The sequence below is a fragment of the Lactococcus garvieae genome (genome assembly GCF_016027715.1).
GTDB lineage: Bacteria > Bacillota > Bacilli > Lactobacillales > Streptococcaceae > Lactococcus > Lactococcus garvieae_A.
This window is the reverse complement of record NZ_CP065691.1, coordinates 982857-1008623: the sequence shown is the minus strand read 5'-3', so window position 1 is coordinate 1008623 and position 25767 is coordinate 982857. Positions and strand designations below refer to the sequence as shown.

The 25767-nt window shown below is 37.3% G+C and carries 20 protein-coding genes and 2 tRNA genes; 19 read left to right on the top strand and 3 right to left on the bottom strand.

Annotated features, from left to right (window positions below):
- Positions 1-16: 16 nt before the first annotated feature.
- The 7 genes from infB to I6G50_RS04960 all read left to right on the top strand — a co-directional run bounded on the left by infB (position 17) and on the right by I6G50_RS04960 (position 7805).
- On the top strand, positions 17-2758 hold the full coding sequence (infB, locus tag I6G50_RS04990) for a translation initiation factor IF-2 (protein ID WP_197909362.1): 2742 nt from the start codon (positions 17-19) through the stop codon (positions 2756-2758).
- Positions 2759-2796: 38 nt separating this feature from the next.
- On the top strand, positions 2797-3153 hold the full coding sequence (rbfA, locus tag I6G50_RS04985) for a 30S ribosome-binding factor RbfA (RefSeq protein ID WP_003135548.1): 357 nt from the start codon (positions 2797-2799) through the stop codon (positions 3151-3153).
- A 114-nt stretch (positions 3154-3267) separates the two neighbouring features.
- On the top strand, positions 3268-4233 hold the full coding sequence (locus I6G50_RS04980; RefSeq protein ID WP_081166404.1) for a cation diffusion facilitator family transporter: 966 nt from the start codon (positions 3268-3270) through the stop codon (positions 4231-4233).
- A gap of 2 nt (positions 4234-4235) precedes the next feature.
- Positions 4236-4409 (top strand): hypothetical protein, encoded by a 174-nt coding sequence (locus I6G50_RS04975; RefSeq protein WP_197909436.1) that lies wholly within the window; start codon positions 4236-4238, stop codon positions 4407-4409.
- 101 nt (positions 4410-4510) lie between these two features.
- Positions 4511-5467 (top strand): mannose-6-phosphate isomerase, class I, encoded by a 957-nt coding sequence (gene manA, locus I6G50_RS04970; protein WP_197909361.1) that lies wholly within the window; start codon positions 4511-4513, stop codon positions 5465-5467.
- Between the two features lie 279 nt (positions 5468-5746).
- On the top strand, positions 5747-7510 hold the full coding sequence (locus I6G50_RS04965) for an oleate hydratase (protein WP_197909360.1): 1764 nt from the start codon (positions 5747-5749) through the stop codon (positions 7508-7510).
- Positions 7511-7717: 207 nt separating this feature from the next.
- Positions 7718-7805 (top strand) — tRNA-Ser (locus tag I6G50_RS04960).
- A gap of 54 nt (positions 7806-7859) precedes the next feature.
- On the opposite strand, the gene I6G50_RS04955 is transcribed toward I6G50_RS04960, so the two are convergent.
- Positions 7860-7932 (bottom strand) — tRNA-Arg (locus I6G50_RS04955).
- Between the two features lie 32 nt (positions 7933-7964).
- Positions 7965-8957: a Gfo/Idh/MocA family protein gene (locus tag I6G50_RS04950; RefSeq protein ID WP_197909359.1), complete on the bottom strand. Its 993-nt coding sequence runs from the start codon at positions 8955-8957 to the stop codon at positions 7965-7967.
- Positions 8958-9143: 186 nt separating this feature from the next.
- Here I6G50_RS04950 and udk point away from each other — a divergent pair, with 186 nt between their 5' ends.
- The 12 genes from udk (at position 9144) to I6G50_RS04890 (ending at position 24215) form a co-directional block, all read left to right on the top strand.
- Entirely contained in the window at positions 9144-9767 is a 624-nt protein-coding gene (gene udk, locus I6G50_RS04945; protein ID WP_003135541.1) for a uridine kinase, read from the top strand.
- Between the two features lie 191 nt (positions 9768-9958).
- The gene (gene pta / locus I6G50_RS04940; RefSeq protein WP_197909358.1) at positions 9959-10939 is read left to right on the top strand and encodes a phosphate acetyltransferase; all 981 of its coding nucleotides are present in this window, start codon (positions 9959-9961) and stop codon (positions 10937-10939) included.
- Between the two features lie 123 nt (positions 10940-11062).
- Complete coding sequence (locus I6G50_RS04935) at positions 11063-11452, top strand: hypothetical protein (RefSeq protein WP_197909357.1); 390 nt, start codon at positions 11063-11065, stop codon at positions 11450-11452.
- Positions 11453-11555: 103 nt separating this feature from the next.
- Positions 11556-12251, top strand: a complete 696-nt coding sequence (rnc, locus tag I6G50_RS04930) for a ribonuclease III (protein ID WP_003135535.1) — start codon at positions 11556-11558, stop codon at positions 12249-12251.
- Positions 12241-15759 (top strand): chromosome segregation protein SMC, encoded by a 3519-nt coding sequence (gene smc, locus I6G50_RS04925; protein WP_197909356.1) that lies wholly within the window; start codon positions 12241-12243, stop codon positions 15757-15759. The genes rnc and smc overlap by 11 nt, the downstream gene beginning before the upstream one ends.
- 93 nt (positions 15760-15852) lie before the next feature.
- Positions 15853-18087: an LTA synthase family protein gene (locus tag I6G50_RS04920; RefSeq protein WP_197909355.1), complete on the top strand. Its 2235-nt coding sequence runs from the start codon at positions 15853-15855 to the stop codon at positions 18085-18087.
- Between the two features lie 6 nt (positions 18088-18093).
- Positions 18094-18516 carry an EbsA family protein gene (locus I6G50_RS04915; RefSeq protein WP_003135530.1) on the top strand — a complete coding sequence of 141 codons (423 nt, stop codon included), beginning with the start codon at positions 18094-18096 and terminating at the stop codon, positions 18514-18516.
- Positions 18470-20044, top strand: a complete 1575-nt coding sequence (locus I6G50_RS04910) for an ArnT family glycosyltransferase (RefSeq protein WP_081166428.1) — start codon at positions 18470-18472, stop codon at positions 20042-20044. Before I6G50_RS04915 ends, I6G50_RS04910 begins: the two co-directional genes overlap by 47 nt.
- On the top strand, positions 20028-22121 hold the full coding sequence (locus I6G50_RS04905; protein ID WP_197909354.1) for a hypothetical protein: 2094 nt from the start codon (positions 20028-20030) through the stop codon (positions 22119-22121). Before I6G50_RS04910 ends, I6G50_RS04905 begins: the two co-directional genes overlap by 17 nt.
- Positions 22114-23217: a YibE/F family protein gene (locus I6G50_RS04900; RefSeq protein WP_197909353.1), complete on the top strand. Its 1104-nt coding sequence runs from the start codon at positions 22114-22116 to the stop codon at positions 23215-23217. Before I6G50_RS04905 ends, I6G50_RS04900 begins: the two co-directional genes overlap by 8 nt.
- Positions 23210-23974 (top strand): YibE/F family protein, encoded by a 765-nt coding sequence (locus I6G50_RS04895; RefSeq protein WP_197909352.1) that lies wholly within the window; start codon positions 23210-23212, stop codon positions 23972-23974. The genes I6G50_RS04900 and I6G50_RS04895 overlap by 8 nt, the downstream gene beginning before the upstream one ends.
- A 100-nt stretch (positions 23975-24074) precedes the next feature.
- Positions 24075-24215, top strand: a complete 141-nt coding sequence (locus tag I6G50_RS04890) for a hypothetical protein (protein ID WP_180376117.1) — start codon at positions 24075-24077, stop codon at positions 24213-24215.
- A 130-nt stretch (positions 24216-24345) separates the two neighbouring features.
- Here I6G50_RS04890 and I6G50_RS04885 read toward each other — a convergent pair whose 3' ends face one another.
- Positions 24346-25677: a hypothetical protein gene (locus tag I6G50_RS04885; protein ID WP_197909351.1), complete on the bottom strand. Its 1332-nt coding sequence runs from the start codon at positions 25675-25677 to the stop codon at positions 24346-24348.
- Positions 25678-25767 lie beyond the last annotated feature (90 nt).

The window sequence follows — 25767 nt, the reverse complement described above, 5'->3', positions numbered from 1 at the left end:
AATAAGGAGGACAACATTGTCTGATAAAAAACGTATTAATCAAATCGCAAAAGAAACAGGATTGAAAAATGCTGATCTTGTGTCAGCAGCACAAGCATTGGGTTTAGCTGTCAAAGCTCACTCAAGTTCAGTAACCGAAGCAGAAGCTGAAAAAATTATTGCAAATGTAAAATCAGGTACACATGCAACCGAGTCGGCTCCAACTTCAGCTCCTGAAAAAGCTGCTCAACCAAAAGCGAAAGCATCTAAGAAAAAAGAGGATTCACCTCGTACATTTGCAGGAAAAGCTATCGTTGAAGATCCAGCAATTTTGGCACGTATCAAAGCAAAAGAAGAAGCTGAAAAAGCTGCTAAGGCAGAAGCGGAAGCTGAAGTGAAGACTGAGCCAAAAGTGAAAGAAACACCAGAAGTAAAACAAGAAAAAACAGCGCCAAAAGTAGAGAAAAAGTCAGATGCTCCAGCTCCAGCAGCTAAAAAGCAAGAAGAAAAAACTACTGAGCCAGTGAAAGAAGAACCTAAAAAAGCATTGGATAATAAAAAACCAAGGATTCAAATCAAAGTCGTAAAACGCGCAGAAGATATCAAAAAAGAAGCAGCTAAAAAAGATGCTGCCCGTCAAGAACGTCGTCAAAACGATCGTCGTGGCAACAACGATAACCGTCGCGGTGGACAACAAGGACGCAATCAAAATGATAACCGTCGTAACAACGATAACCAAAATCGTGGTGGTGGTAATAAGTTTGAAAGCAAGCCTTCAACAGAAGTTTTCTCAGCCCCTGCAAATTCAGGCAAGAGTAACAATCGTCGCGACCGTGATCGTAAGAAAAATGACCATGATAAGTCTTCAGACGGCCGCCGCCCAGGTGGACCACTCCGTGTCAATGATAATCGTAACCAAGTACGTAATGCACGAAATTCAAACTGGAATCAAAAAGGCCGCCGTGGTGGAAGAAACCAACAAGCAGCTACTCCGGTTTCAACACGTAAATTCCATGAATTACCAGAAGCAGTAGAGTATGCTGAAGGAATGAACGTTCAAGATATCGCAAAAGCAATCAAACGTGAACCGGCTGAAATTATTAAAAAACTCTTTATGATGGGTACAATGGTTAACCAAAACCAATCATTGGATGAAGATACATTAGAATTAATCCTCATGGATTACGGTATCACACCTGTTAAAAAAGTTGAAGAAGATGAATCTGATATCGAACGTCTCTTTGTTGAGGAAGGTTATCTTAATGAAGACGAGATGGTAGAACGTCCAGCTGTGGTTACTATTATGGGACACGTTGACCATGGTAAAACAACTTTGCTTGACCGTTTCCGTGAATCACGTGTAACTGAAGGCGAAGCTGGAGGTATCACGCAACATATTGGTGCTTATCAAATCAAAACAGGCGATAAGAAAATTACTTTCTTGGACACTCCAGGACACGAAGCTTTCACTAGCATGCGTGCACGTGGTGCTTCAGTAACCGATATTACTATCTTGGTTGTTGCTGCTGATGATGGTGTTATGCCTCAAACTATCGAAGCTATCAATCACTCAAAAGCTGCAGGTGTTCCAATCATCGTTGCAATTAACAAAATTGATAAACCAGGTGCAAACCCACAACGTGTTATTCAAGAATTAGCTGAATACGGCATAATGTCACAGGCATGGGGTGGAGAATCTGAATTCGTTGAAATCTCAGCTAAATTCAATCAAAATCTTGATGCTCTTTTGGAAACTGTCTTGCTTGTTGCAGAAATGCAAGAACTTAAAGCAGATCCTACAGTACGCGCTATTGGTACAGTAGTTGAAGCCCGTCTTGACCAAGGACGTGGTGCAATCGCAACACTATTGGTTCAACAAGGTACACTTCATGTTCAAGATCCAATTGTTGTCGGTAATACTTACGGACGTGTACGTACGATGACAAATGACTTAGGCCGTCGTATCAAGGAAGCTTTACCATCAACACCAGTCGAATTGACAGGTCTCTCTGATGTACCTCAAGCGGGTGATCACTTTGCCGTCTTTGAAGACGAAAAATCTGCTCGTGCGGCAGGTGAAGAACGTGCGAAACGTGCACAATTGATTAAACGTCAAAGCACACGTCGTGTCAGTCTTGATAACCTCTTTGATACTCTTAAAGAAGGACAAGTTAAGACAGTTAACATCATCATCAAAGCAGATGTACAAGGTACAGCTGAAGCAATGGCTGCTTCATTACAAAAAATTGATGTTGAAGGCGTAAAAGTTGATATCGTCCATGCTGCAGTAGGTGCTATCAGTGAGTCTGATGTCTCATTAGCAGCAGCTTCAAATGCGATTATCATTGGTTTCAATGTTCGTCCTACAGGTCTTGCGCGTGAGCAAGCAGAACATGAAGATGTAGATATTCGTCTTCACAGCATCATCTATAAAGTCATTGAAGAAATTGAAACAGCAATGCGTGGTATGCTTGACCCAGAATACAAAGAAGAAATCATCGGTGAAGCAATTGTCCGTGAAACCTTTAATGTTTCTAAGGTTGGTACTATTGCTGGGTTCATGGTTATTCGTGGTAAAGTACAACGTGATGCCAGCGTTCGTGTAATTCGTGACGGTGTTGTAATCCATGATGGCGCTATTGCTAGCTTGAAACATTATAAAGACGATGTAAAAGAAGTCGGAAATGCACAAGAAGGTGGTTTGATGGTTGAAAACTTTAACGAAATTCTTGTAGATGATACTTTCGAAGTTTACAAAATGGTTGAAATTAAACGCTAAGATTATTTCAATAAAAAAATAAAAAAAGGAGAATGAGTATGGGCACTTCCTTTCGTAGTGACCGTGTGGCGGTCGAAATCCAACGTGAAATTAATGATATTTTACGTCATAAGATTCGCGACCCACGCGTTCAAGATGTGAATATTACCGATGTTCAAGTGACAGGTGATTTAAGCCAAGCTACTGTTTATTATAGCTTGCTTTCAAATCTTGCCAGTGACAATGAAAAAGCTAAAAAAGGTCTGGAAAAAGCTACAGGACTTGTTAAGCGTGAGTTAGCACAACGTATGACTATGTATCGTATCCCAGATTTGAAGTTTGCCAAAGATGAATCTGTCGAATATGGTTCAAAAATCGACGAACTTCTCCGTAATTTGGATAAACCAGAATATTAATAAAAAATTAAGTCTTCCAATTTTGGGGACTTATTTTTTTATTAGAAAATCTGAAAAAATAGTTATACTATGCTATAATCTAATAAAAATACATTTATTAATAAAGGAGTGAGTATGACAGCAAAAAATAATACCGGAGGGATGAGCTCCGTAATTGCCGCTCTAGGTGCCAATGTTCTCGTGGCTATCAGCAAATTTATTGGCTATTCTCTCAGTGGCAGTGCGGCCATGTTAAACGAGAGCATTCACAGCTTAGTCGATTGTGGAAATCAAATTTTGCTACTCTTCGGAGATAAAAGAGCTAAAAGAGCACAAAGCCAAGTGCATCCTTTTGGTGAAGCACGTGCTAAATATTTTTTCAGTATGCTCGTTGCAACTTTTCTTTTCTTTGGTGGTGGTGTAATTGGTGTCATGGAAGCTTATGATAAGTTGGTTCACCCAGCACATGAAGTCAATAATCCACTTATCCTAATTATTATTTTACTCTTTGGTATGCTCATTGAGGGAAGTTCACTTCGCATTGCTTTTAAAGAAATAAAAGAGCTCAACACGGAGAAATTACCACTGTTTCGTTTCTTACACGAGAGCCGTCATAGTGAGATTTTAGTTATCTTTGCAGAAGATTTTTGTGCTATTATTGGCTTACTTTTAGCGCTTGGAGGTACAATTTTAACCTTTGTGACCGGTAATCCTTTCTATGATGCCATGTCAGGTATTTTGATTGGAATCTTACTCATGGGGGCTGCAATCTACTTGGTACGTGAGTTTTATAGTTTAATTGTTGGTGAAAGTGTTACTGCTTCTGATTTGGAAAAAATTACTCGTGTTTTTGTCCGTGAGACAGTGAAGAAGTTGATCGATATAAAAACAATCCATATCGGTCCGACCGAAATTATGATTGCAGCAAAAATTGATATTCCGTCTCAATTTGAAGCACAAAGTTATGAAATTATTAATGATATAGAGCGAGAAATACGACAAGAAATCCCTGATAAAAAGGCTTATATTTATATTGAAGTAGACGAGTTTGATCAAAACTATAGACATGAAGTGAACAATAATCTGTCTGATATACGATAAATATGAAACAACACTTGATGGATAGAATAGCTGACAAGTTACATATAGAGGGTGTTCATCCTGCCTTTATTTTAATGATCTGGGAACTATTACTTATCATTACTTTATTACTCCTCCTTTCCCTCATCGTCTTTCAAATACCAAACACCTTACGGAACTTTAATTTTAAATATTAAAATCTTGGGCAAGAGTAAGGAAAAAAATCATTTCGTTAGGCAAAATAAAGGGCTTTTGTGCTATAATTAACGAAGTATTATTAGACGAATGAGGAGAAAAAATGTCAATAGAACCATTATTTTTAGATTCTGTATTGCAAGAGAAACTCTGGGGTGGCGATCATCTCAAATCTTTTGGCTATGATTTGCCTTCTGATAAAATTGGAGAATACTGGGCGATTTCGGCTCATCCACATGGGGTATCAACAATAAAAAACGGACAGTTTGCTGGGGAAAAGTTAGATAAGATTTTTAACCAACACCGTGAACTTTTTGGTAATACTGAAGAAAAAGTATTTCCACTTTTGACAAAAATTTTGGATGCCAACGATTGGCTCTCTGTTCAAGTTCATCCGAATGATGAATACGGAATGAAGCATGAGGGTGAACTCGGAAAAACTGAATGCTGGTATATCATCTCAGCAGAAGAAGGTTCTGAAATCATCTATGGCCACAATGCTAAATCACGAGAAGAACTTGCAGAAATGATCCAATCTGGTGACTGGGATCATTTGCTTCGCAAAGTAAAAGTGAAAGCTGGGGACTTCTTCCATGTGCCAGCTGGAACGATGCACGCTATCGGGGCAGGGATTGTTATCCTTGAAACTCAACAATCAAGTGATACAACATATCGTGTATATGATTTTGATCGTAAAGATGATCAAGGAAATCTTCGTGAGCTGCATATTCAGCAGTCTATCGACGTACTCCACATTCCAGGTGACCAAACACCGGAAAATAAAGTCAAAGTTGTTAAAGAAGATAACGCAGACTTGACAACTTTAGTAAAATCAGAGTTCTTTGATGTTTACAAATGGTCAATCCACGGTACACAAGCTTTTGAAGCAACTGCCGATTATATGCTAGTGTCAATTCTTGATGGTGAAGGAGAACTCATCGTTGCAGATAAGGTTTACCCGTTAGCAAAAGGTGATCACTTTATACTTCCAACAGGTATTGATAAATGGGAACTCAAAGGCAATATGGAAATTATTGCAAGTAATCCCGTAGCACACTAAAAAGACGTCCTTATGGACGCTTTTTTTATAAATTTTTAAGACATCATCTGTTAAGTAGAAAGAGACAAAAATGTAAAGAGTTGAATCAGTTCAAAAAAGCACAGAGGGATAAAGACCAAACTCTGTTGAAATAATTTAATAAAGAAAGCAGAGTGATTTCTAGCTTTTTTTATTCAAAAAAGTACAAGGTGTCTAAAATGAGCTGAGCAAATTTGAAAACGTTATATATTAGGATTATAATTAAATTATAAAGAATAATTAGAAAAGGAGAATAGAATTATGCGTTACACAAATGGAAACTATGAGGCTTTTGTTCGACCTAGAAAACCCCAAAATGCAGATAAGAAGTCTGCTTATATTGTAGGTGCAGGCCTTGCTGGACTAGCTGCTGCGGTCTTCCTTATCCGAGACGGTCAGGTGGCAGGAAATAGAATTCATATTCTAGAGGAGCTCTCTCTTTCTGGCGGTTCTTTGGATGGATCTTTTATTCCTCATGATGGCTTTGTCACTCGGGGCGGTCGTGAGATGGAAAATCATTTTGAATGTCTATGGGATCTTTTTCGATCTATACCAAGCTTAGAAGTGGAAGATGCTTCAGTGTTGGATGAATTCTATTATTTAGATATTGATGATCCTAATTCATCAAACTGCCGACTTATCGAAAATCGTGGAGAACGAGTGGCTGATGATGGTAAATTTACTCTAAGCAGACAAGCTCAGGATGAAATTGTCAAACTTTTCATGGCTAAAGAAGAAACTTTGGTAGGAAAAAAAATAGAGGATGTCTTTGGTGAAGAATTTTTTGAATCAAACTTTTGGCTTTACTGGTGTTCAATGTTTGCTTTTGAAAAATGGCATTCAGCTATTGAAATGCGTCGTTACATCATGCGCTTTATCCATCATATCAAAGGGCTTCCAGACTTTACAGCCTTGAAATTTACAAAATATAATCAATACGAATCTTTAGTAAAACCATTACTTTCATTTCTAAAAAATCAAGGAGTGATTTTCCAATACGAAGCACAAGTAGAAAATATTGAAGTTGATTTTTCTAATAATAAAAAAGTAGCCAAGAAAATTATATTCGCAGATGGTAAGACACAAGAACTCTCAGAAGATGATTTAGTCTTTGTCACAAACGGTTCGATTACTGAAAGTTCAACACAAGGTAGTCCAACCGAAGCGGCACCTGTTAATAAAGATCTGGGTGGGGCTTGGAAATTGTGGAAGAATCTTGCAGCACAATCTCAAGAATTTGGTAGACCAGAAGTTTTCTGCGACACTATCCCCGATGAAAGCTGGTTTGTTTCAGCAACGGTAACTTGGAAAAATCTTAAAATACAACCATATTTAAAAAAACTTACACACCGTGACTTGCGAACAGGAAAAGTAGTTACTGGAGGAATCATCACAATTAAGGATTCTAACTGGTTGATGAGTTTCGCTACACACCGTCAACCACATTTTAAAGAACAAAAAGATAATGAAACTGTAACCTGGGTTTATGGACTCTTGTCGAAGACTCCCGGGAATTATATTAAGAAGCCTATCGAAGAGTGTACAGGTGAAGAAATCACGCAAGAGCTTCTTTATCATTTGGGAATGCCTGAAGAAGAAATCCAAACTTTTGTTAAGGAAAACACGCACACAATTCCCGTTTATATGCCGTTTATTACTTCTTACTTCATGCTACGTGAACCTGGGGACCGTCCGCAAGTTATTCCTGAAAATTCAGTTAACTTGGCCTTTATTGGGAATTTTGCTGAAACAGAAAGAGATACAGTATTTACAACAGAATACTCAGTACGTACAGCTATGGAAGCTGTCTACCAATTTTTAAATGTGGAACGTGGTGTCCCCGAAGTGTTCGCCTCAGCGTATGACTTGCGAACTTTAGCAAGCTCTGTTTATTATTTATCAGATCGGAAAAAATTATTAGACGCAGACCTACCACTCCTCAAAAAAGAATCTTTGAAATTTGGCTTGAAGAAACTAAAAGGAAGCTATCTAGAAGATTTGCTGAAGGATGCGGGTTTGATTTAATAAATAGTAGTTTTGTTTCATTTCATTTTGGCTTGAGCTAACTTTAAGAAAGAAACAGTATAATACATTTATTCCAATAAAATTTTTTTCATAAAACTCCTACTCTTCCATGTAAATGGGAGAGTTTTTTATTATTATATATCTAGAGTCGCATTTCTGTATGACTCTATGGTATAATATATTTTGAAAGCAGAACTGCTTTTATTTGGAGAATTACTCAAGAGGCTGAAGAGGTACGCTTGGAAAGTGTATAGGTGGGTAAAACCATGCGTGGGTTCGAATCCCATATTCTCCTTACTTAGATTATTAAAAAAATCTCTCTTGCTTAAAGAGAGATTTTTTTGTTTGATGATCCCTGCCAGGTTCGAACTGGCGATTCAGACTTAGGAGGTCCGGGTTATATCCAATTTAACTAAGGGATCAGAACGACTCCTTTTGTAAGGAGCCAATATTATTATTTTTTATCTGCTTCAAAGACGATACCCGCACTTTGGCGCATCATGTAGCTTGTTTCAGAGACATCTTGAGCCAAGTGATGTAAGTCTTTATAGAGCGAATAGGCTGCAGGAGTAGAAATTGTTTCAATGATTTCCGCAAAATGAAGTGCTTCATCATAAAGTGAATGTTTTGGAGGTGTAATCTTAATCACTTCTTTGCTGCCATCAAATCGAATAAATTTAGCAGAAGTAATGGCATTCACGCCGTCCAAAATCAGTGTTCCTTCATCTGTATAAATTTCACTTGTGAGGTAGCTATTCAAATTCCCCGCACATTTTATTGCAACTTTAAAGTCACCATAGTTTAAGCTACCAACACCAGATAAATCTACGCCACTCGGTAAGATGACTGCATCATAGCAGGCAGATTGTGGTTTATCAAACCAGTAAACAGCTGCGTAGAGTAAGTAAACACCTAAGTCGGCAAGTAAACCACCAGAGAATTTACTGTTGAATTTATTCGGGATTTTTCCAGCTAGGAGTGCAGGCATTTTTGAAGAATATTTTGAATAAGTAAAATCTGCCCCAACTATTTTTTTATCTGCTAAGAAGAGATTAATTGTTTCAAAAGCTTTTTCATGAATATTACGCGCAGCTTCGAAAAAGAGAACTTTATGCTTATCTGCTAATGTAATAATTTCAGCTAACTCTTGTGGATTAGAAAAGGCAGGCTTCTCAACAATCACATTTTTTCCAGCTAAAATAGCTGCTTTTGCTTGCTCAAAATGTATAGCATTAGGACTAGCAATGTAGATGATATCCAAATCATGTTTGAAGAAATCATCTAAACTATCATAAAGCTCCACATCGTCGAAGTCCTCAGTAAATGATACTGCACTTTCGAGATTACGCGAATAAACAGCTTCAAGACTATATTTTTTTGTAAGGTAGGCAGCTTCTACAAATGATCCACTAATCCATCCTGTACCAACAATTCCAAGTTTAAGCATTGTACACCCCTTTTCCAATCTGAAAATTATTAAGTCTATTATAGCAAATTTTTTAATAAAACTCATTAAAAACCAAATTTAGAAATAATTTCATAGATGAAGCTCGTTGGCTTTTATGATAGAATATATAGAATAACATAATGTCCATGAAAAAATTATGGATATTTAAAGTATGGAGAAGTAATTTTGAAAAAACCATTGATTATCGGTGTAACAGGTGGCTCAGCCAGCGGGAAAACCAGTGTATCTCAGGCTATTTTGTCTATGTTTAAAGATGAAAACATCGCCATGATTGAGCATGACAGTTACTATAAAGATCAATCACAACTCACATTTGAAGAACGCACAAAAACCAACTATGATCATCCCCTCGCTTTTGATACAGACTATCTCATCGCTCAACTGAAGGAGTTGCAAAATGGTCGTGCTGTTGACATTCCAACTTATGATTATGCTAATCACACACGAAGCGAAAAAACTTATCGTCAAGAACCTGTGGATGTTTTGATTGTCGAAGGAATCTTGGTTCTAGAAAATGAAAAACTGCGTAACTTAATGGATATCAAAGTTTTTGTTGATACGGACGATGATGTGCGTATCTTAAGACGTATTCGTCGTGATATCGAAGAACGAGGGCGCACTTTGGATTCAGTAATTACGCAATACATGGATGCTGTTAAACCAATGTATCATCAATTTATTGAACCAACAAAGCGTTATGCTGATGTTATTATTCCTGAAGGTGTATCCAATACTGTTGGTGTGGATATCTTGACAACGAAAATAGCCAGCATTCTTCACGGAGAATAAACGAAGTGTTAAAAGCAATGCGTATTGCTTTTTTTTATTATCAGTAATTGTTCTTTATGTATGGAGAGACAAATAGGATTTTATCCTTCACAAACACAATATAGAAAAAAACGTTTACATGAGGATACAATTTTTTGTGCGTTTGTGATATAATCATTATTGAAATTCTAAAAATAGTAAAAGGAAAAATTATGGAACTCTTTGAATCGCTCAAACAAAAAATCTCTGGAAAAGGCCTACAAATCGTCTTTCCAGAAGGAACAGATGCTCGTGTCCTTGGCGCAGCTAACCGTCTTTACGCAGATAAATTAGTCACACCTGTATTTATCGGGAATATCTCGGAAGTAACAGGAACTTTGATTTCACGTGGTATTAATCCAGACGGTTTCCAAATCTATGACCCATTGAACTGTGAACGTTTCGATAAAATGGTAGAGATTTTTGTTGAGCGTCGCAAAGGGAAAGTAAGTGAAGAACAAGCGCGTGAAATCTTGAAAGATCCAAACTATTTTGGAACAATGCTTGTTCATATGGGTATTGCTGACGGTATGGTTTCAGGAGCAATTCACTCTACTGCAGAAACAGTACGTCCTGCTCTCCAAATTATTAAAACTAAGCCAGGTGTAAAATCTGTATCTGGGGCCTTTATTATGGTTCGCGGACGTGATGATAACGAAAAATATATCTTTGCTGACTGTGCTATTAATATTGACCCAGATGCACCTACTTTGGCAGATATTGCTGTCGCTTCTGCAGAAACAGCTAAACTCTTTGATATTGATCCAAAAGTGGCGATGTTATCATTCTCTACTAAAGGTTCAGGTAAGTCAGACGATGTAACTAAAGTAGTTGAAGCAACAGCTTTGGTCAAAGAAGCACATCCAGAACTTGATGTGGATGGAGAACTTCAGTTTGATGCAGCCTTCTCTCCTGCTGTAGCCCGTCAAAAATCACCAGATAGTTCAGTTGCTGGCCGTTCAAACGTATTTATTTTCCCAGATATCCAATCAGGAAATATTGGTTACAAAATTGCTCAACGTTTGGGGAACTTTGAAGCAATCGGTCCAATCTTGCAAGGCTTGAATGCACCAATCTCTGACCTTTCTCGTGGAAGTAATGAGGAAGATGTTTATAAACTTGCTATTATTACAGCTGCTCAAGCACTTAAATAATATTTAAGTTTTCAAAAATCATAACTTTTGTTATGATTTTTTGTTTTGAATACAAGGTGTTGCTTTTAGTGTTAATTTAAGCTTATAGTTATAAAATATAATCATCAAAACAACGGAGAAAAGATGAAACGAGCGAAAATTTGTGCCTTAATTGGGAGTGTTTTTACGACCCTTATTGCTGTATTAATGATATTTGCCTTTATTCGATTCATAATTAACTGGGAGGCAAAAGGTTTAGAGTTGACTCTGTCTGTTGCGGGACACAGTGGAATTTTTCTATTGAAACTTTTTGCGTTGCTCCTTGTCGTTATCATATCTATCATGATTGTGAATTGGATCGCCTTTATTCGTATGGATAGACCAACTGGGGGGCTTTGGCAACTTTATCAATTAGTGATTGGAAGCTTTTATATCCTTGCTTCAATGGTCAATTTATATGTGATGGTAGTTGCCTTACCTTTAGGACTTTGTTTTGTACTGGCTTTTGTGCTGGCACGTATGGATAGCTTATGAGAGAGTTTGCAGCAGCAGACTCTTTTCCTTTGCGGTTTACACCAAAAAGATACAAAAATTTGGTATAATAACTAAGTTAATAATAAAATTAGGAGGATTATTTATGTTTGAGCTTCAAACTAAGCTTAAAAATGAATTTGGTATAAAATTTGCCGACGAAGAACTGTTAAAAATAGCTTTTACTCACTCGAGCTATACGAATGAAGAACGCCTCCCAAAGGTTGCAAACAATGAACGTTTGGAGTTTTTGGGAGACGTCGCTCTGTCTTTAATCATCTCAGAATATCTTTATCGTACTTACCCAGATAAACTTGAAGGTGAATTATCGAAGATGCGTTCAAGTATTGTACGTACAGAATCTTTAGCTAACTTCTCGCGGCAATGTGAATTTGGTCGGTTTTTACTGTTAGGTAACGGTGAGGAAAAAACTGGTGGACGAAATCGTGATACGAACTTAGAAAACTTATTTGAAGCTTTTTTGGGCGCTCTTTTCTTGGATTCAGGGATGGAAGAAGTAAGGCATTTCATCGACCGCGTCGTTATCCCTCATGTAAAAGCAGATGACTATTTTAAAGTCATTGATTATAAGACTAACTTGCAAGAAGTCTTGCAAATGGATGGAGAGACACTTATCGAGTATAAAATCTTGGAAGAAACTGGTCCAGCCCATGCGCGTGAGTTTGTTGCGGCAGTTTATAATAATGGCAAAGAACTGGGGCGTGGACATGGAAAATCAAAAAAAGTCGCTGAACAAAAAGCGGCAGAAAATGCAATAAAAGGTCAAATTCATGTATCTTAAGAAAATGGAAATAGTCGGCTTCAAGTCTTTTGCCGACCGTACAAAAATTGAATTTGATCAAGGCGTGACAGCAGTTGTAGGGCCCAATGGCTCTGGTAAATCAAACATTGTCGAAGCACTTCGATGGGTCCTAGGTGAGCAATCAGCTAAGTCACTTCGTGGTGGTAAAATGCCCGATGTTATTTTTTCTGGAACAGCTAAAAGAAAACCATTAAATTATACAGAGGTCATTGTAACATTTGATAATTCTGATCAGTATCTTACGGGGCATGAAGATGAAAAAGAAGTATCTATCACGCGTCGTTTGTACCGTAACGGAGATTCTGAGTTTTTAATCAATGGGCGAAAATGTCGCTTGAAAGATATCCATGAACTCTTTACAGATACAGGTTTAGGAAGAGATTCACTTTCTATTATTTCGCAAGGCCGTATTGAATCTGTCTTTAATTCCAAAGCTGAGGAACGTCGTGCTATATTTGAAGAAGCCGCAGGTGTACTCAAGTATAAAACCCGCAGAACGGAAACAGAAAGTAAATTAAAAACAACGCAAGATAACCTTGATCGTTTAGAAGATATTATTTTTGAACTTAATGGACAGTTGACACCATTGCGTGCACAGCGCGATGTGGCACTTCGTTTTCAGACTTTAGAAGCCGAACGCTCAGAACTTGCTCTTTCTGTGCTGATAGCCCAGCTCCTAGATGAAAAAGAAAAATACGAGAAAGCAAAGCAAGACTTGGAAATAACTGAGTCAAAATTGGAGGAGCTAAAACTTCAACAAAAAGACTATGAAGAAGAAGTTGTAAGCCTTAAAAGAACACGTCTAAAAGTAGAGAATGAGCAAGAAAAACTTCAGCAAAACAGTTTAACACTCACGGAGCTAAAAGCGGATCTTCAACATAAAATTGAAGTTTTTGATTTGCAAAAGTCTTCTTCAGAAAAAACAGCAACAGAGCGTCAAGCGCGTATCGATGAGCTGGGGGCGAAGTTGCTTGCAGCAAGACAAAAAAGCGAAGAAGTTGGCAATAAAAAAACTCAACTTATCGAAAATGAAGCCAAAACACAGAAACAGCTTCTAAAATTAGAAACAGAACTTTCACGTTTTTCTGAAAGTCCAGAAAGTTTATCTGAACGTCTTCGAGAAGATTATTTAAAACTTGTCCATCATGAGGCAGAGTTATCTAATAACTTAACAAAAAATAAAGCAGAACACGAAAATATCTCGCATCGGCTCACAGAGACCAATGAAAGTGCTCGAGAAAACTCAGAAAAGCTCCAAGCTATAACAGTAGAGCTAATGAATGCTGAAAAAGCATTGACTGAGTCCACTCAAACTATGCAGCTCTTAGAAAAAGAACTGGAAGAAAAAACAGCTACAGAAGCTCAATATGCTGAAAATGAACGTCAAGGGCAAAATGTCATGTACGATCAGATGCAACAGCTGAGCCGCTATAAAGCTGATCTTGCGAGTATGGAGAACATAAGAGATAGTCACAGTAATCTTTTTCAAGGAGTGCGCGCTGTGATGACTCAAAGTCAACAGTTGGGGGGGATAGTTGGCGTTGTTGCTGATCTTCTAACTTTTGATAAAAAATATACAACAGCAATTGATATTGCTTTAGGCGGTGGAAGTCAAAATATTATTGTTGAAGATGAAAAGGCAGCAAAAGCAGCTATTTCCTATCTACGGGAAAAGCGTTTAGGTCGTGCGACTTTCTTACCTTTAACAACAATTAAGCCACGCGAGATAAGAGATTATGGGCGCTTGGTGAACATGGAGGGCTTCATTGATACTGCTCTAAATCTGGTGAAGTTTGAACCGCGTTTACAAAGAGCAATGTCTAGTTTGTTATCAACGACAGCAATTGTAGACACTGCAGAACATGCAAGTCAGATCGCTCGGGCAATGAACTACAATATCCGTATTGTCACATTGGATGGGACTCAAATTAATCCGGGTGGTTCATATTCTGGAGGAGCAGCTAAGCGGAACAGTACGACATTTACAAGTACTGAAATTGAACATTTAACTGAAACAATTTCTATAGCTGAAAGCAAGCTAAAGAAATTTGAAGAAAAGTTGTATAAACAACAAGGGGCAAGACGAGTTCTGAATGAGCAAATGGAAATTTTGCGCTCTGAAATCCAAGAAAGACGACTTTCCGAGCAAGCGTTGCAATTGCAAATTAAGCAGCTCACAGAACGTCAGTCAGATTTGCAAGCTTTGGTTGAGGTAGCAGAAAAACCAGATGCTCAACAAGAACTACAAAATCTGACAAAAGAAAATGAGAAGATTTCCCTTGAATTAATGCAAATTTCAGAAGAAAAGCAAGCATTGGATGCTCAGCTAGAAGAAGTAAAATCCAATAGCGAGAGCTTTAACGTGCTTAAAAATCAGAAGAGTAACGCTTTCCATGAGACAAAAATGGCTCTTTCTAATTTGAAGAATGAGTTGCGCTTTGTACAAGCAGATTTAGATCGACTAGCTGAAGAATGTTCAGCTATTGAGGCTGAGAGAGGAAAACTTGAAGCTATAGCATCAACTCAAATTGATGAGAAAAGTCGTGATCAATACGCCAACCAGCTGGAAGAAACTGAAATTAAACTTCAAGAAAGTAACGTGAAGCTCGTAAGTTTACGTTTTGAGCGAGATGATTTACAAGCTCAAATGGAAGAACTTGAAGAACAAAATCGTGAATTACTTGAACAAAATCAGACACTTAATAATCAAAAAGCACGTCTGGAAGTGAGAATTGAACAGTCAGAGAAACTCTTGCGTAATCGTCAAAACACCTTGTTTACAGAATATGAGATGAGTTTTGACCAAGCAAGGAGTGAGGCTAAAGTTCTTGAAAACTTGTCAGAATCAGAGCATCAGCTTAGCCAACTTGAACGACAAATACGTGCTTTAGGGCCTATTAATTTAGATGCAATTAGCCAATTTGAAGAAGTGAATACGCGTCATACATTTTTAAGTGGGCAGAGAGACGATCTTTTAGAAGCAAAAGAGATGCTTCAAGGCACCATTCAAGAGATGAATGAAGAGGTTGAGATACGCTTTAAAACAACTTTTGAACAGATCAGAGAAAGCTTCCAGCTGACTTTTTCACAAATGTTTGCTGGAGGGGAAGCAAATCTAGAATTGACCAGCACAAACCTGCTTGAAGCAGGGGTAGAAATTAAGGTTCAGCCTCCAGGAAAAAAACTGGCCAGTCTAAACTTGATGTCTGGTGGAGAAAAAGCTTTGACAGCTTTGGCCTTGATTTTTGCAATACTGCGGGTAAGAACGGTTCCGTTTGTTGTTCTTGATGAGGTAGAAGCAGCTCTTGATGAAGCGAACGTTAAACGCTTTGGAGACTATATGAATCATTTCGATAATTCTAATCAGTTTATTGTGGTCACTCATCGTCGTGGTACAATGGCGGCGGCCGGTACTATGTACGGTGTGACAATGGCAGATGCAGGGGTCTCTAAAGTCATTTCTGTTCGATTAGACGATAAACTTTAAAAGAATATCAAAATATGCTACAAAAAGCTTAAGCTTAGCTCAAGGCTTATTTGGTAGAATTATTCCCAGTGTAAAAAAAAGGAAACTATTCTTGTGCAAAGGAAAAACAAATTGAGGTTAACCTTGAAAAAATTATTCAAAAGCTTTAATACACGACTAGGGCTAGTCTGCTGGTCGACCTTCTTCATTTGGGTTAAAACCATGATTGCTTATTTTGCTGTCTTTAATGGTTTGAACTCTTCGAAACTTGCGGATTATTTATTAGTCATCGTCAATCCAATTGGCTTCACGGCAATTTTCTTTAGTTTAATATTGTTTGTTAAAAGAAAACAACTTTTTTATCTCGGTATGCTCTTGATGAACCTGATTGGAAATCTACTGGTTTATGGTAATATTCTTTATTACCGTGAATTTTCGGATTTTCTTACCTTGAACACGTTAACAGGTGGAGCAGGCATGGTTGGAAAAGGCTTTGACCTTGGAGCTATCGCTGTTTCATGGATTGATATCATTTTTTGGCTTGATCTTGTAGTCATCCTTGTTCTTTTTCTTACTAAAAAGATTAGGATGGATGAGCGTCGCCCAACTAACTTGTTTGCTTTCAAGGTTTTCAGTATTTCCGTTATGATTTTTGGACTGAATTTTTGGATGGCAGATTTAACGGAGCATCGCTTAGTTTCTCGCCAAGCGCAGTATGATGCGACGTATGTGGTCCGTTATTTAGGCCTTGGCCCTTGGTTAGCCACAAACAGTTGGTATACTCATGTCTCAAATGAAACACGAGCTATGGCTTCAAAAACGGATTTTACTAAAGTTCAAAAATACATCCAAAAAGATCGCTATCTTGCACCAAATGCTCAGATGTTTGGCATAGCGAAAAACCGTAATGTGATCGTTATTCACCTCGAATCTTTGCAGCAGGATGTCATCAACATGAAGGTAAATGGAGAAGAAGTAACTCCTTTCTTAAATTCTCTCTATAACAATAATCCTTCTGTCTATTCTTTCTCTAACTTCTTTAACCAAGTGGGGCAAGGTAAGACATCAGATGCAGAGACCATGCTGGAAACTTCCACTTTTGGTTTGTCATCGGGCTCACTTTTCTCAAGTTTAGGAAGTACACAAACTTTCCAAGCTATGCCAGCCATTTTGGATCAAAAGGAAGGCTATTCTAGTGCAGTATTTCACGGTAATGTTGGCTCTTTCTATAGCCGTAATAATGTTTACCGTAATATGGGATATCAAAATTTCTTTGATCAATCTTTCTTTAATCTCACTTCCACGAATTCAACAGCTTGGGGTGTAAAAGACAAGTACTTCTTTGCTGATTCTATCCCTTATCTTGAACAGTTGCAACAGCCCTTCTATGCTAAATATTTGACCGTTACTAACCACACACCTTACACAGGACTTGAAGACTATGAGATGAATCCGAAACTCTTGGCAGGAGGTTCAGGTAACTCTGTGGTTGATAATTATTTCTTAACCGCAAATTATTTAGATTCCTCAGTTAAAGACTTCTTTGATTATTTGAAAAAATCAGGTCTTTATGAAAAATCCATAATCGTTCTTTATGGAGATCACTATGGTATTTCTGGTTCAGATACAAAATATTATGCGCCATTCGTCGGTAAAAAGGCAGAAGACTGGACCGAGTATGATAACACAATGATGCAACGTACACCATTTATGATTGATATACCAGGGCAAACAACAGGCCATATCAATGATGAGTATGTCGGTGAGATTGATGTCATGCCAACTTTGGAGCACTTATTAGGGATTTCCACTAAGGATTTTATTCAATTTGGTCAAGATATATTTGCCCCAAATCGTGAAAAATTTGTCGCTCTAAGAAACCGTGGTTTTGTTACGCCAACCATTACTAAATCAAGTGCAACAAGCTCTGTTTATCATGATACTAAAACAGGTGAAGTCTTGAAGCTGACCGAGAGCCAGCAGAAATATGTTGATAATATTCAAGAAAAAGTTAATAAAATGCTCGATATGTCAGATACTTTCAATACAGAAGATCTTCTTCGTTTCTATACTCCACCTGGATTTGAGCCGGTACAACCAGGCAACTATAGTTACAATGTAACTTCAACGAGAGAACGTCTGAAAAAGGAACAAGAAGTTCTGAAGGCACGTTCTACATCGCTTCTTTCGGAAAACCAAGGGGTATCTTCTGTAAATCTCTTTAGGGATCCCGTATTGGCAGCGAAAAAAGCTCAAGAAGAAGCCGCAGCTGCTGCAGCAAAAGATAAAGAAAAAGCAAACACCAAAACCTCATCTTCTACGGATAAAAAAGTTGAGAAAGGAAAGTAAAATTTTATGAAATCTGGATATTTTCAGCCTTTAACAAATGTTTATAAAATAGCTTGGATATGGTGGGTGATTCTCCTTTCTTTCCAACAAGTACTTTACTATGAAAATAATCTTCGGATAAATTGGTTTCAAATAGCAATCCTCATATTTCTGGTCTTTGCTTTCTACTTTTTAGTTAGACAACGTCGCTTTTTTGCAGCAGAAGATGCTTTGCACTTTTCTCGCGATTTTCGTTTAGGAATGCTTAAAATAGATATGACTTACATGAGCTCGGTTAAAGTTACACCCAGAACAGTACGTTTTATCTATGTTGGCAAGGAATATCACTTTGTTGTATTGGGCAAATCCAATCAGCTTTTACAAAATGTTTTAAAGGAAAATAATGTTGAATACACTACATCAACACTTAAAAGATCCACGAAAGTGTAAGATCTTTTGGTCTCTTCTCTTTGGCCTCATTTGGCTGGGAACAAATATTTATGTCGTCATGGAAACACCCGCTTGGAGTGAAAAGTATATCACAGCTTTTATTCTAGGAAATATCTGTATGTTTATCGCAGCTGGCTATATGATTTTTGTCTATCGCTCAGTCAAGAAAATGGATACACTTACAGAAAATAAAATCCAGCATTACTATAAAATGTCAATGTGGGTTTTAGGGCTGGCAGTTTTGCTTGTGCCTTTTTTCTTTCTGATACATGTTCCAGACAGTGCGCATGATTGGGATTTCTTCGTCATCTTTAGAAACAGTATGCAATTAAATGGTCGTCCATTTACAAATCTCCCAATGACAGAAGATGAATTATTGTATTTCTTACGCTATCCAAACAATCAATTCTTTGGCATTGTTTATAATACAATCTTTGCTCCATTTACAAGCTATGTGTCTAAAATTTTAGCCACTACAGTGGTGGCGGCCGTCTTTACGAGTTTATCTGTATTAGCGGGATCTTTATTGATTAAAAAGATTTCGAATATTAAGATGGCTTTAATTTATAATTTGGTTGCCTTTGGTTTTGTTCCATTTTATATCTATGGTGCTCAACTTTACACAGATACAGCCTCATTACCTTTTGTTATCTTCGGCTTACTCTTTATGGTTTATGCCCTTAAATCAGAGAAAACAAGCAAGATGATTGCTTGGTGGATTGCGGCATGCTTAGTTGTCTTTTTAGGATATAGTATAAAACCTACGGTCTTTATTCCGATGGTTGCCGTTTTTTGCTTCCTCTTACTTAACCGTAAATGGAAAAAGCTTGTCATTCTCTTGCCTATTGCAGCTATCCTCTTTGTTGGAGTACATCAAGGAGTTAAGGCAGTTATTGCGAATGAACCCGCCTTTTCAGCAGAAGCGAATGATCGTTATAACTTGCCATTGATTCACTGGGTAACGATGTCCTTTGATCCCATCAATAAATATGGAGGATTTAACCCGGATGTTTTAGCTTATTCACAGTCATTTACAGATGTTGAATCTAAGAAAGAGGGAATTACGCGTCGCTTTGTAGACAATCTACGTGAGGCTGGTGTATCAGGTACTCTATTACAGCTATGGCGTAAGATAATGTATACATGGTTTAACGGGGACCTTAGTGGCTTCTTTTACACCTATCGTCATTCTAATCCTTTTGTTTTCCGCTATTTTGACTGGACGAGTTTTGCCCCAGAAGAAGGTAACATTACAGGCTGGCTATTACTTAAAGCAGCACAAACGCTTTATTGGTTGGCTATCGTCCCACTTATGTGGTATGAGATTTTCTTAGGAGTCTTTAAGAAACATAAGACAGAGTGGTTTATTATTGGACTATCGATGGTGGGCCAAACAGGGTTCCTCTTGCTTTGGGAAGCAAATTCACGCTACCTTTATAACTTTGCGCCAATAATGCTTGTTTTGGCAACAATGGGCTTGGTTGATTTTATTAATCGCTCTAGGAGGAAAAATGGAATTTCTGAATAAAAGCATGTATCGTATTTTGCTCTGGCTTTTTGCAGCAGCATTGTTCATCATGACTATACAGCCTTTTACAGATGCTGGTTTTGTTGAACCAATTTCTGTATTCTTACTGGCTGGTTTGCTCTTTTTCATTCTCCGTTTTGCCTATCAAAAATTTCATAAAATGAATAAAAAAGGCTTGAAAATATTTATTTTCGCCTTTTTTGCGATTTTTATTCTCATTCAGATTGTTTCTGTCACTCAGGTACATCTGATGGTTTTTGGTGATCCATGGCATATTCAAGCACAAGCTACACGGATTATGCAAGGAGATATGATTTGGGATGTATGGATTCGACAATATCCCAATCTCTTACCTTTAGTTGCTCTAAATGTAGGCTTCATGAAACTGGCTCAACTGTTAAATGTTTCTTATTATTTAATTTTTTATAGCTTCAATATCCTTATCAATACAAGTATTTGGATTTTGCTGGTTCATTTTCTTTGGAAGAAAAGAGAATCCCTTGCGGCCTTTGTGGCCTTAATCATGGTGATTCTTCCTATGAACTATGACTTTCTACTAAGAGTAGGTTATTCAGATGGTTTTGCAATTTTAGTTTTACTCATTATTGCGCTTCGTTTTGATAAATTACAGAAAACAGAATCCTTTGGGCCATGGCAGTTTATTAGTACGGTAGTTTTGTTTACCGTCGCTTATTTGGCCCGTCCAAATGTAATTATTATTCTGATTGCGTTAGGTATCCTTGGCTTGGTGGCTTTCAACCAGCGCAAGAAATATAAAAAACTATGGCTGTCTATTAGTAAATTAATCCTTGCCTCAGTGATAGGTATTATTCTAGCAATGGGAGTAACACTAGGCTTAGCTAGTGCTATGCAGTATGATTTAAAAGGACCAGATGTTTTTCCGACGGTAAATTGGATTTATGAAGGACTAAATACGGAATCCATGGGGGAATGGACGCCTGTGGATCGTGATTATACACTGAATCATTTTGGCTTTGAGACTGCAAAAGAGGCAAATATTGCAGGAATAAAGGAAAGATTGGCTCATTTAGGTAAAGAGCCTTGGATGATTCCCGTCCTATTTATAGCAAAATTTGGCCAGCTCTGGTCCTGCGGAACTTTTGCAACTGCGACGGATTATCAACTCTTCTCTGGTTACTTTAACTGGACCAAAGGCCCAGGGTGGTTGATTGATAATATCGGTGCTATTAATATCTTTATTTCAACCTATGCTAAAGCTCTTATGGCTGTGTTCCTCTTAGCTATCGTCTGCCGACTTTGGAAATCGAAAGAAGAAGAAATATCTACTTTTTCTTTAGCTATTTTGACGACGATGGGTATTACTCTTTTTCATACGTTACTATGGGAAGTTAAGCCCCGTTATCAGTTTATGACTTTTGCTTTGGTAATACTTGCAGCTGCTCTTAGTTTTGATAAAATCTTTTCTGAAAAAACAAGCTTCAAACCGGAAAAAGGGAAGAGTAAAATTTTGAGAGTGGTTTATCCAGTGCTGGCCCTTTTATCACTGGGACTGATGCTCACTTTGATGCAAGCACAACCTAAACAAAAAATTGTAGTTAATGCTCAACAGCATTCTGTGAATCATTTTGGCTATAGCAAGGGAAGCATTGAGCTACCTGCCGGAGAGAGCATTTCTCAGCCTTTTGATTTAACGACTTCTGCAAACCAAATTGATTTTAATTCCTATGCAAATATGGAAATGAAGTTAATTATTGAGAAAAAAGAAGGAAATGAATGGAAAAAAGTCGGAGAACAGGCCATACTTGCGGAAGAAGCTATGACCGTTTTGAAAACAGAGATGGCAGCAGGAAATTACCGTATGCGTGTTCAAAACATCCAGAAAGTTCCTGTTACTGTGGCATTGATGACTAACACAGAAAATCTAGATTATCCTCATTTGATTAAGCTTCCGAATAGTGAGCAAGCTTCTTTTGGATTCTCTATTTCTCAAAGTCAGCCAAAGACAAAATTCCCCTTAGGTTTAATCATCAGCTTTGCTGTGATTTATTTATTAGGCTATTTTGTTGTCTTGACTGTGGTAAAAAATAATGATTAAATTCTTTTTGAAAAAAATAATTCTGCCCTGCTTGGTTGCAGTGGCAGCTTTTGTTATTATGGATAATAACGCCCGTTTTTATCATGAGCCCTTAGCTATTATTGAAGAAGCAAAGACAGTTGAGAAGACGAACTTAAATGATAATTTCGGCAATAAAGATATAGAAATCCAGCAAAATCTTACAGTAAGGCTGCTTAACACTCAGCAAAAAGATAAGGTTTTGCAGTTGAAAAATACTACCAATCAGTCCCAAGTCACGGGACAGCTCTATCGTCAAAATCAAAAAATTCTTTTACGCAAAAGTGTGGGCACAATGCAGATTGTAGGGCAAAAGCGGGATGCTATTATTGTGAGTCTTGCTGTCCTCTTTGTAGGATTAATGTTGAGTTTTATTCGTTGGCGTGCCTCCCTCTTTCTGTTTGCCTCGCTCTTGCTGAATCTTCTTTATTTTGTTCTCGCTTTGGCATTTGATATTCATTTTGCTTCTGTTAATGCTTTGATTACTTTTTCATGCCTCGCTCTTGTCTTTGCAGTAAGTTCATTAGGTTTTGTCCTTGGTTTTACCCGACAGATGTTCTTTACTTTATTAACGACTATTTTGACAAGTGTACTAACCTTTTTACTCACAGTTTCTGTTCTAAAGATTACGGGAGATTCAGGTGTACATTTTGAAAACATGAATTATGTAACCCAAAATCCTACGCTCTTTTTCTTTGTGGGAGCAATAATAAGTGTACTGGGTGCCATTATGGATGGTACAGGCGACATCGTTGCTGGTTTATTTGGTCTTTACCGTCAAAATCAAGTGAATGCCATAAACATGACGCAAAAAGATTACATTAAATCAGGAATGGAGATTGGAAAAGAAATCATTGGAACATTAACGAATGTTTTGTTTATGATCTTCATGGCAGAAACTTTTCCTATGACCTTACTCTTGTTGAAAAATGGAAACACATGGAATTACATTGCCGGAACGGCACTTAATCTGGGGCTTTTACAGACAATAATATCGGCTATCGGTATTGTTCTAGCTGTTCCCATTACCGCAGTGGTTACCAGTTTTGCCCTAAGAAAGGAAATGATAAATGAATAGTTTGCTTGTTCTCTTTATTATTTTGACTCTCCTGCTTATCCTAGTTTCGGGGATGGAAGGTTTACGGAATCTTTTTGGCTTGGCTATAAACTTTGTTTTAATTTTTGCTATGATAACGATGATGGCTTGGGGCATGAACACTTTTATCTTATTAGGCATTGTTTCTATTTTAATTTTAGCGGTCGCCATTTATATGTCTTCGGATGATAATATGGTGACAAATATCTCTTTCAAGACAAGCTTAATAGTTGTTTTCTCTCTCTTTTTAGTTGCTGTTCTCGTTCAGCATTTGGGTAATCTTCAAGGCTTTGCTATTGAGGATACCGAGGAGCTAGAAGAATTATCATTAGCTATTGGTTTAAATTTTTCGAACGTCGCAATTGTCGTGATGGTTATATCCATGTTGGGAGCAGTAGCCGAAGCGGCCATGGCACTCGTTGCTAGCTTATCTGAAGTTGTAGAACAAGATGTTAAAATGACAATGAATCAGTTTAAACAGCAGCGCATTATTATTTCTCAGCAAATTTTAGGTACAGCTGTAAATACATTGTTTTTTGGATTATTAGGTTCCTCTCTTAGTCTTATCTTGTGGTTTGTAAGGCTTCACTATAGCTTTGCAGAAATTATAAATTCTAAGTTATTGATGGCAGATATGGCAGCCATGCTTTTAGGGATGATTGGAATTCTTTTTGCCATTTGGCTGTCAGGCTATTTTGTCGAAAGGGAATTTGGAAAAACAGAAAAACTTAAATATTAAAAACATGTAAATGTTCTTCCGAATAAGTTGCGTATAAGAAATATCATGATACAAAAGAAATGTTATTGAAAAATTAAAATGTTTATGATATATTATAGACATGAATAAAAATATTTTAGATGGAATTGCAGATCACCTACATATTAAGGGCTTAAATCCTCTGCTTACTCTTATTATTTGGGAAATGATTTTGTTAGGCTCTATGAGTTTGCTAATCATGCTTATCCTGTCCTTGGTTTGATAGCAAAACTTACAAAAAACTTTATAAAATATAATCTTTGTAGAAAAATTTAATTATAAAAAAATCATATCCACAAACTTTATTTGCTATGGATATGATTTTTTTATATAGAGCAGTGAGTTTAAATTTTTTATTTCTCTAAAGCCGCAATTTTTTTCTCTAGGGCTGCGATTTCTTTTTCTAACATTTCTTTTTGAGTAGCGTCTTCGGCGCCTTGGAGTTCTTTTTTCAATTGTACTAAAGATTCTTTTTGATAGCCGACAAGCTCCTTTTTCTTGTCAGAAATTTGCTTTAAGACTTTCGCTTTATCATCCTGGTTAAGTGGTTCATAGGCGGGAAGCTTCTCCTTACGGAAATAATCAGCTAATAAACTTATGGGAGTTGTATTTTTGTCTTTCATAAGTTTATTTTTCCAAGAGGAGTCATAACGATCTAAAAGAAAACTCGCCATAGCTCCTACATCATAGGACTCGTCGACTGTTCCAGCTGATTTAGTATAAGATTGGGTTTGTTTTCCTAAACTTTGTATAGCTTTATTTATATCTTCATCAGTTTTGAGCTGCTCGGGAAAGTAAGTGTAAATCGAGGTCATGAGTTCTAAGTAGTGTGCTGTGCCCTCGGTTCGATCCCAGTACTGAGCTCTATCGAAGTCTGTTTTGTTTTTTTCTTTATATTGATTGTAAGTTGCAAGAGCTTGAAGAACGAAATTTTTATCTTTAGGATGTTCAATAGCGGCCATCAACTCTTTGATTAATTGATGACGTATAAGACGAGCATCGACATCCTCAAGATGTTGGTCCTTTTTAGTACCTAACTCCGTAATTTGCTCATTAGATAACTTATCCCATTTATCTTGCTCAAAAATGTGGAAGTTCTCGTGTAGAGCAAAAACTAGTGCATCGTACGAGCCTAAGTGGGGACGGCTATTCCAGGTTTTCTTATCTTTGAGTGCGGCAGCATTGAGTGAAAAGTACATGCCTCCCCCTTTTAGATTTTTACCCTGAACATTATAGCTACTATCAACACCAAACTTTCCAAACTGTTTGCCATAGTATCCCCAAGTTCCTGGAGTTTCGGAACGGTCTACATTCATTTCTTTGGCTTCTTTTTCAGAGAAGTCACTGATTTGACCATCTGGAGTAATTTTCCACATGGCTTTACTGTCCGTATCCTCTAAAACTACGGGTATCTGCGTAATCGCATTATTTGGCCAAATTTTTTCAGCAACTTGATTATACTTTTTTAATTGCTGAGCAAAAAGAGGAATGAAATCTTTCACAGTTTCTGGTTGTTTTTTATTAGCGATAAAGTTAAAGCTACTTGTATCTTCTTTCTTTTTATTTTGCTCGATTTTTTTAACCTCTGAATTATTCTTTGCTTCATTGTGGGAGCATCCCACAAGTTGAGTACTTAATACTATAATGCCGACTGCTGTGATAAAAGTTGCTTTTTTTCTTACCATATGATTCTCCTTATAAGTTAATTTTATGCTTTTTAGCATACCAATATGCATCTAATTTTAAACAAAAGTTATCAGTTGTTTTTATGCTAA

What these genes read in the sequence shown, in the direction of transcription:
- rbfA (WP_003135548.1), top strand. Translation starts at nt 2,797, where the DNA reads ATGGGCACTTCCTTTCGTAGTGACCGTGTGGCGGTCGAAATCCAACGT.
- I6G50_RS04980 (WP_081166404.1), top strand. Translation starts at nt 3,268, where the DNA reads ATGACAGCAAAAAATAATACCGGAGGGATGAGCTCCGTAATTGCCGCT.
- I6G50_RS04975 (WP_197909436.1), top strand. Translation starts at nt 4,236, where the DNA reads ATGAAACAACACTTGATGGATAGAATAGCTGACAAGTTACATATAGAG.
- manA (WP_197909361.1), top strand. Translation starts at nt 4,511, where the DNA reads ATGTCAATAGAACCATTATTTTTAGATTCTGTATTGCAAGAGAAACTC.
- I6G50_RS04965 (WP_197909360.1), top strand. Translation starts at nt 5,747, where the DNA reads ATGCGTTACACAAATGGAAACTATGAGGCTTTTGTTCGACCTAGAAAA.
- I6G50_RS04950 (WP_197909359.1), bottom strand. Translation starts at nt 8,957, where the DNA reads ATGCTTAAACTTGGAATTGTTGGTACAGGATGGATTAGTGGATCATTT.
- pta (WP_197909358.1), top strand. Translation starts at nt 9,959, where the DNA reads ATGGAACTCTTTGAATCGCTCAAACAAAAAATCTCTGGAAAAGGCCTA.
- I6G50_RS04935 (WP_197909357.1), top strand. Translation starts at nt 11,063, where the DNA reads ATGAAACGAGCGAAAATTTGTGCCTTAATTGGGAGTGTTTTTACGACC.
- rnc (WP_003135535.1), top strand. Translation starts at nt 11,556, where the DNA reads ATGTTTGAGCTTCAAACTAAGCTTAAAAATGAATTTGGTATAAAATTT.
- smc (WP_197909356.1), top strand. Translation starts at nt 12,241, where the DNA reads ATGTATCTTAAGAAAATGGAAATAGTCGGCTTCAAGTCTTTTGCCGAC.
- I6G50_RS04915 (WP_003135530.1), top strand. Translation starts at nt 18,094, where the DNA reads ATGAAATCTGGATATTTTCAGCCTTTAACAAATGTTTATAAAATAGCT.
- I6G50_RS04910 (WP_081166428.1), top strand. Translation starts at nt 18,470, where the DNA reads ATGTTGAATACACTACATCAACACTTAAAAGATCCACGAAAGTGTAAG.
- I6G50_RS04905 (WP_197909354.1), top strand. Translation starts at nt 20,028, where the DNA reads ATGGAATTTCTGAATAAAAGCATGTATCGTATTTTGCTCTGGCTTTTT.
- I6G50_RS04900 (WP_197909353.1), top strand. Translation starts at nt 22,114, where the DNA reads ATGATTAAATTCTTTTTGAAAAAAATAATTCTGCCCTGCTTGGTTGCA.
- I6G50_RS04895 (WP_197909352.1), top strand. Translation starts at nt 23,210, where the DNA reads ATGAATAGTTTGCTTGTTCTCTTTATTATTTTGACTCTCCTGCTTATC.
- I6G50_RS04890 (WP_180376117.1), top strand. Translation starts at nt 24,075, where the DNA reads ATGAATAAAAATATTTTAGATGGAATTGCAGATCACCTACATATTAAG.
- I6G50_RS04885 (WP_197909351.1), bottom strand. Translation starts at nt 25,677, where the DNA reads ATGGTAAGAAAAAAAGCAACTTTTATCACAGCAGTCGGCATTATAGTA.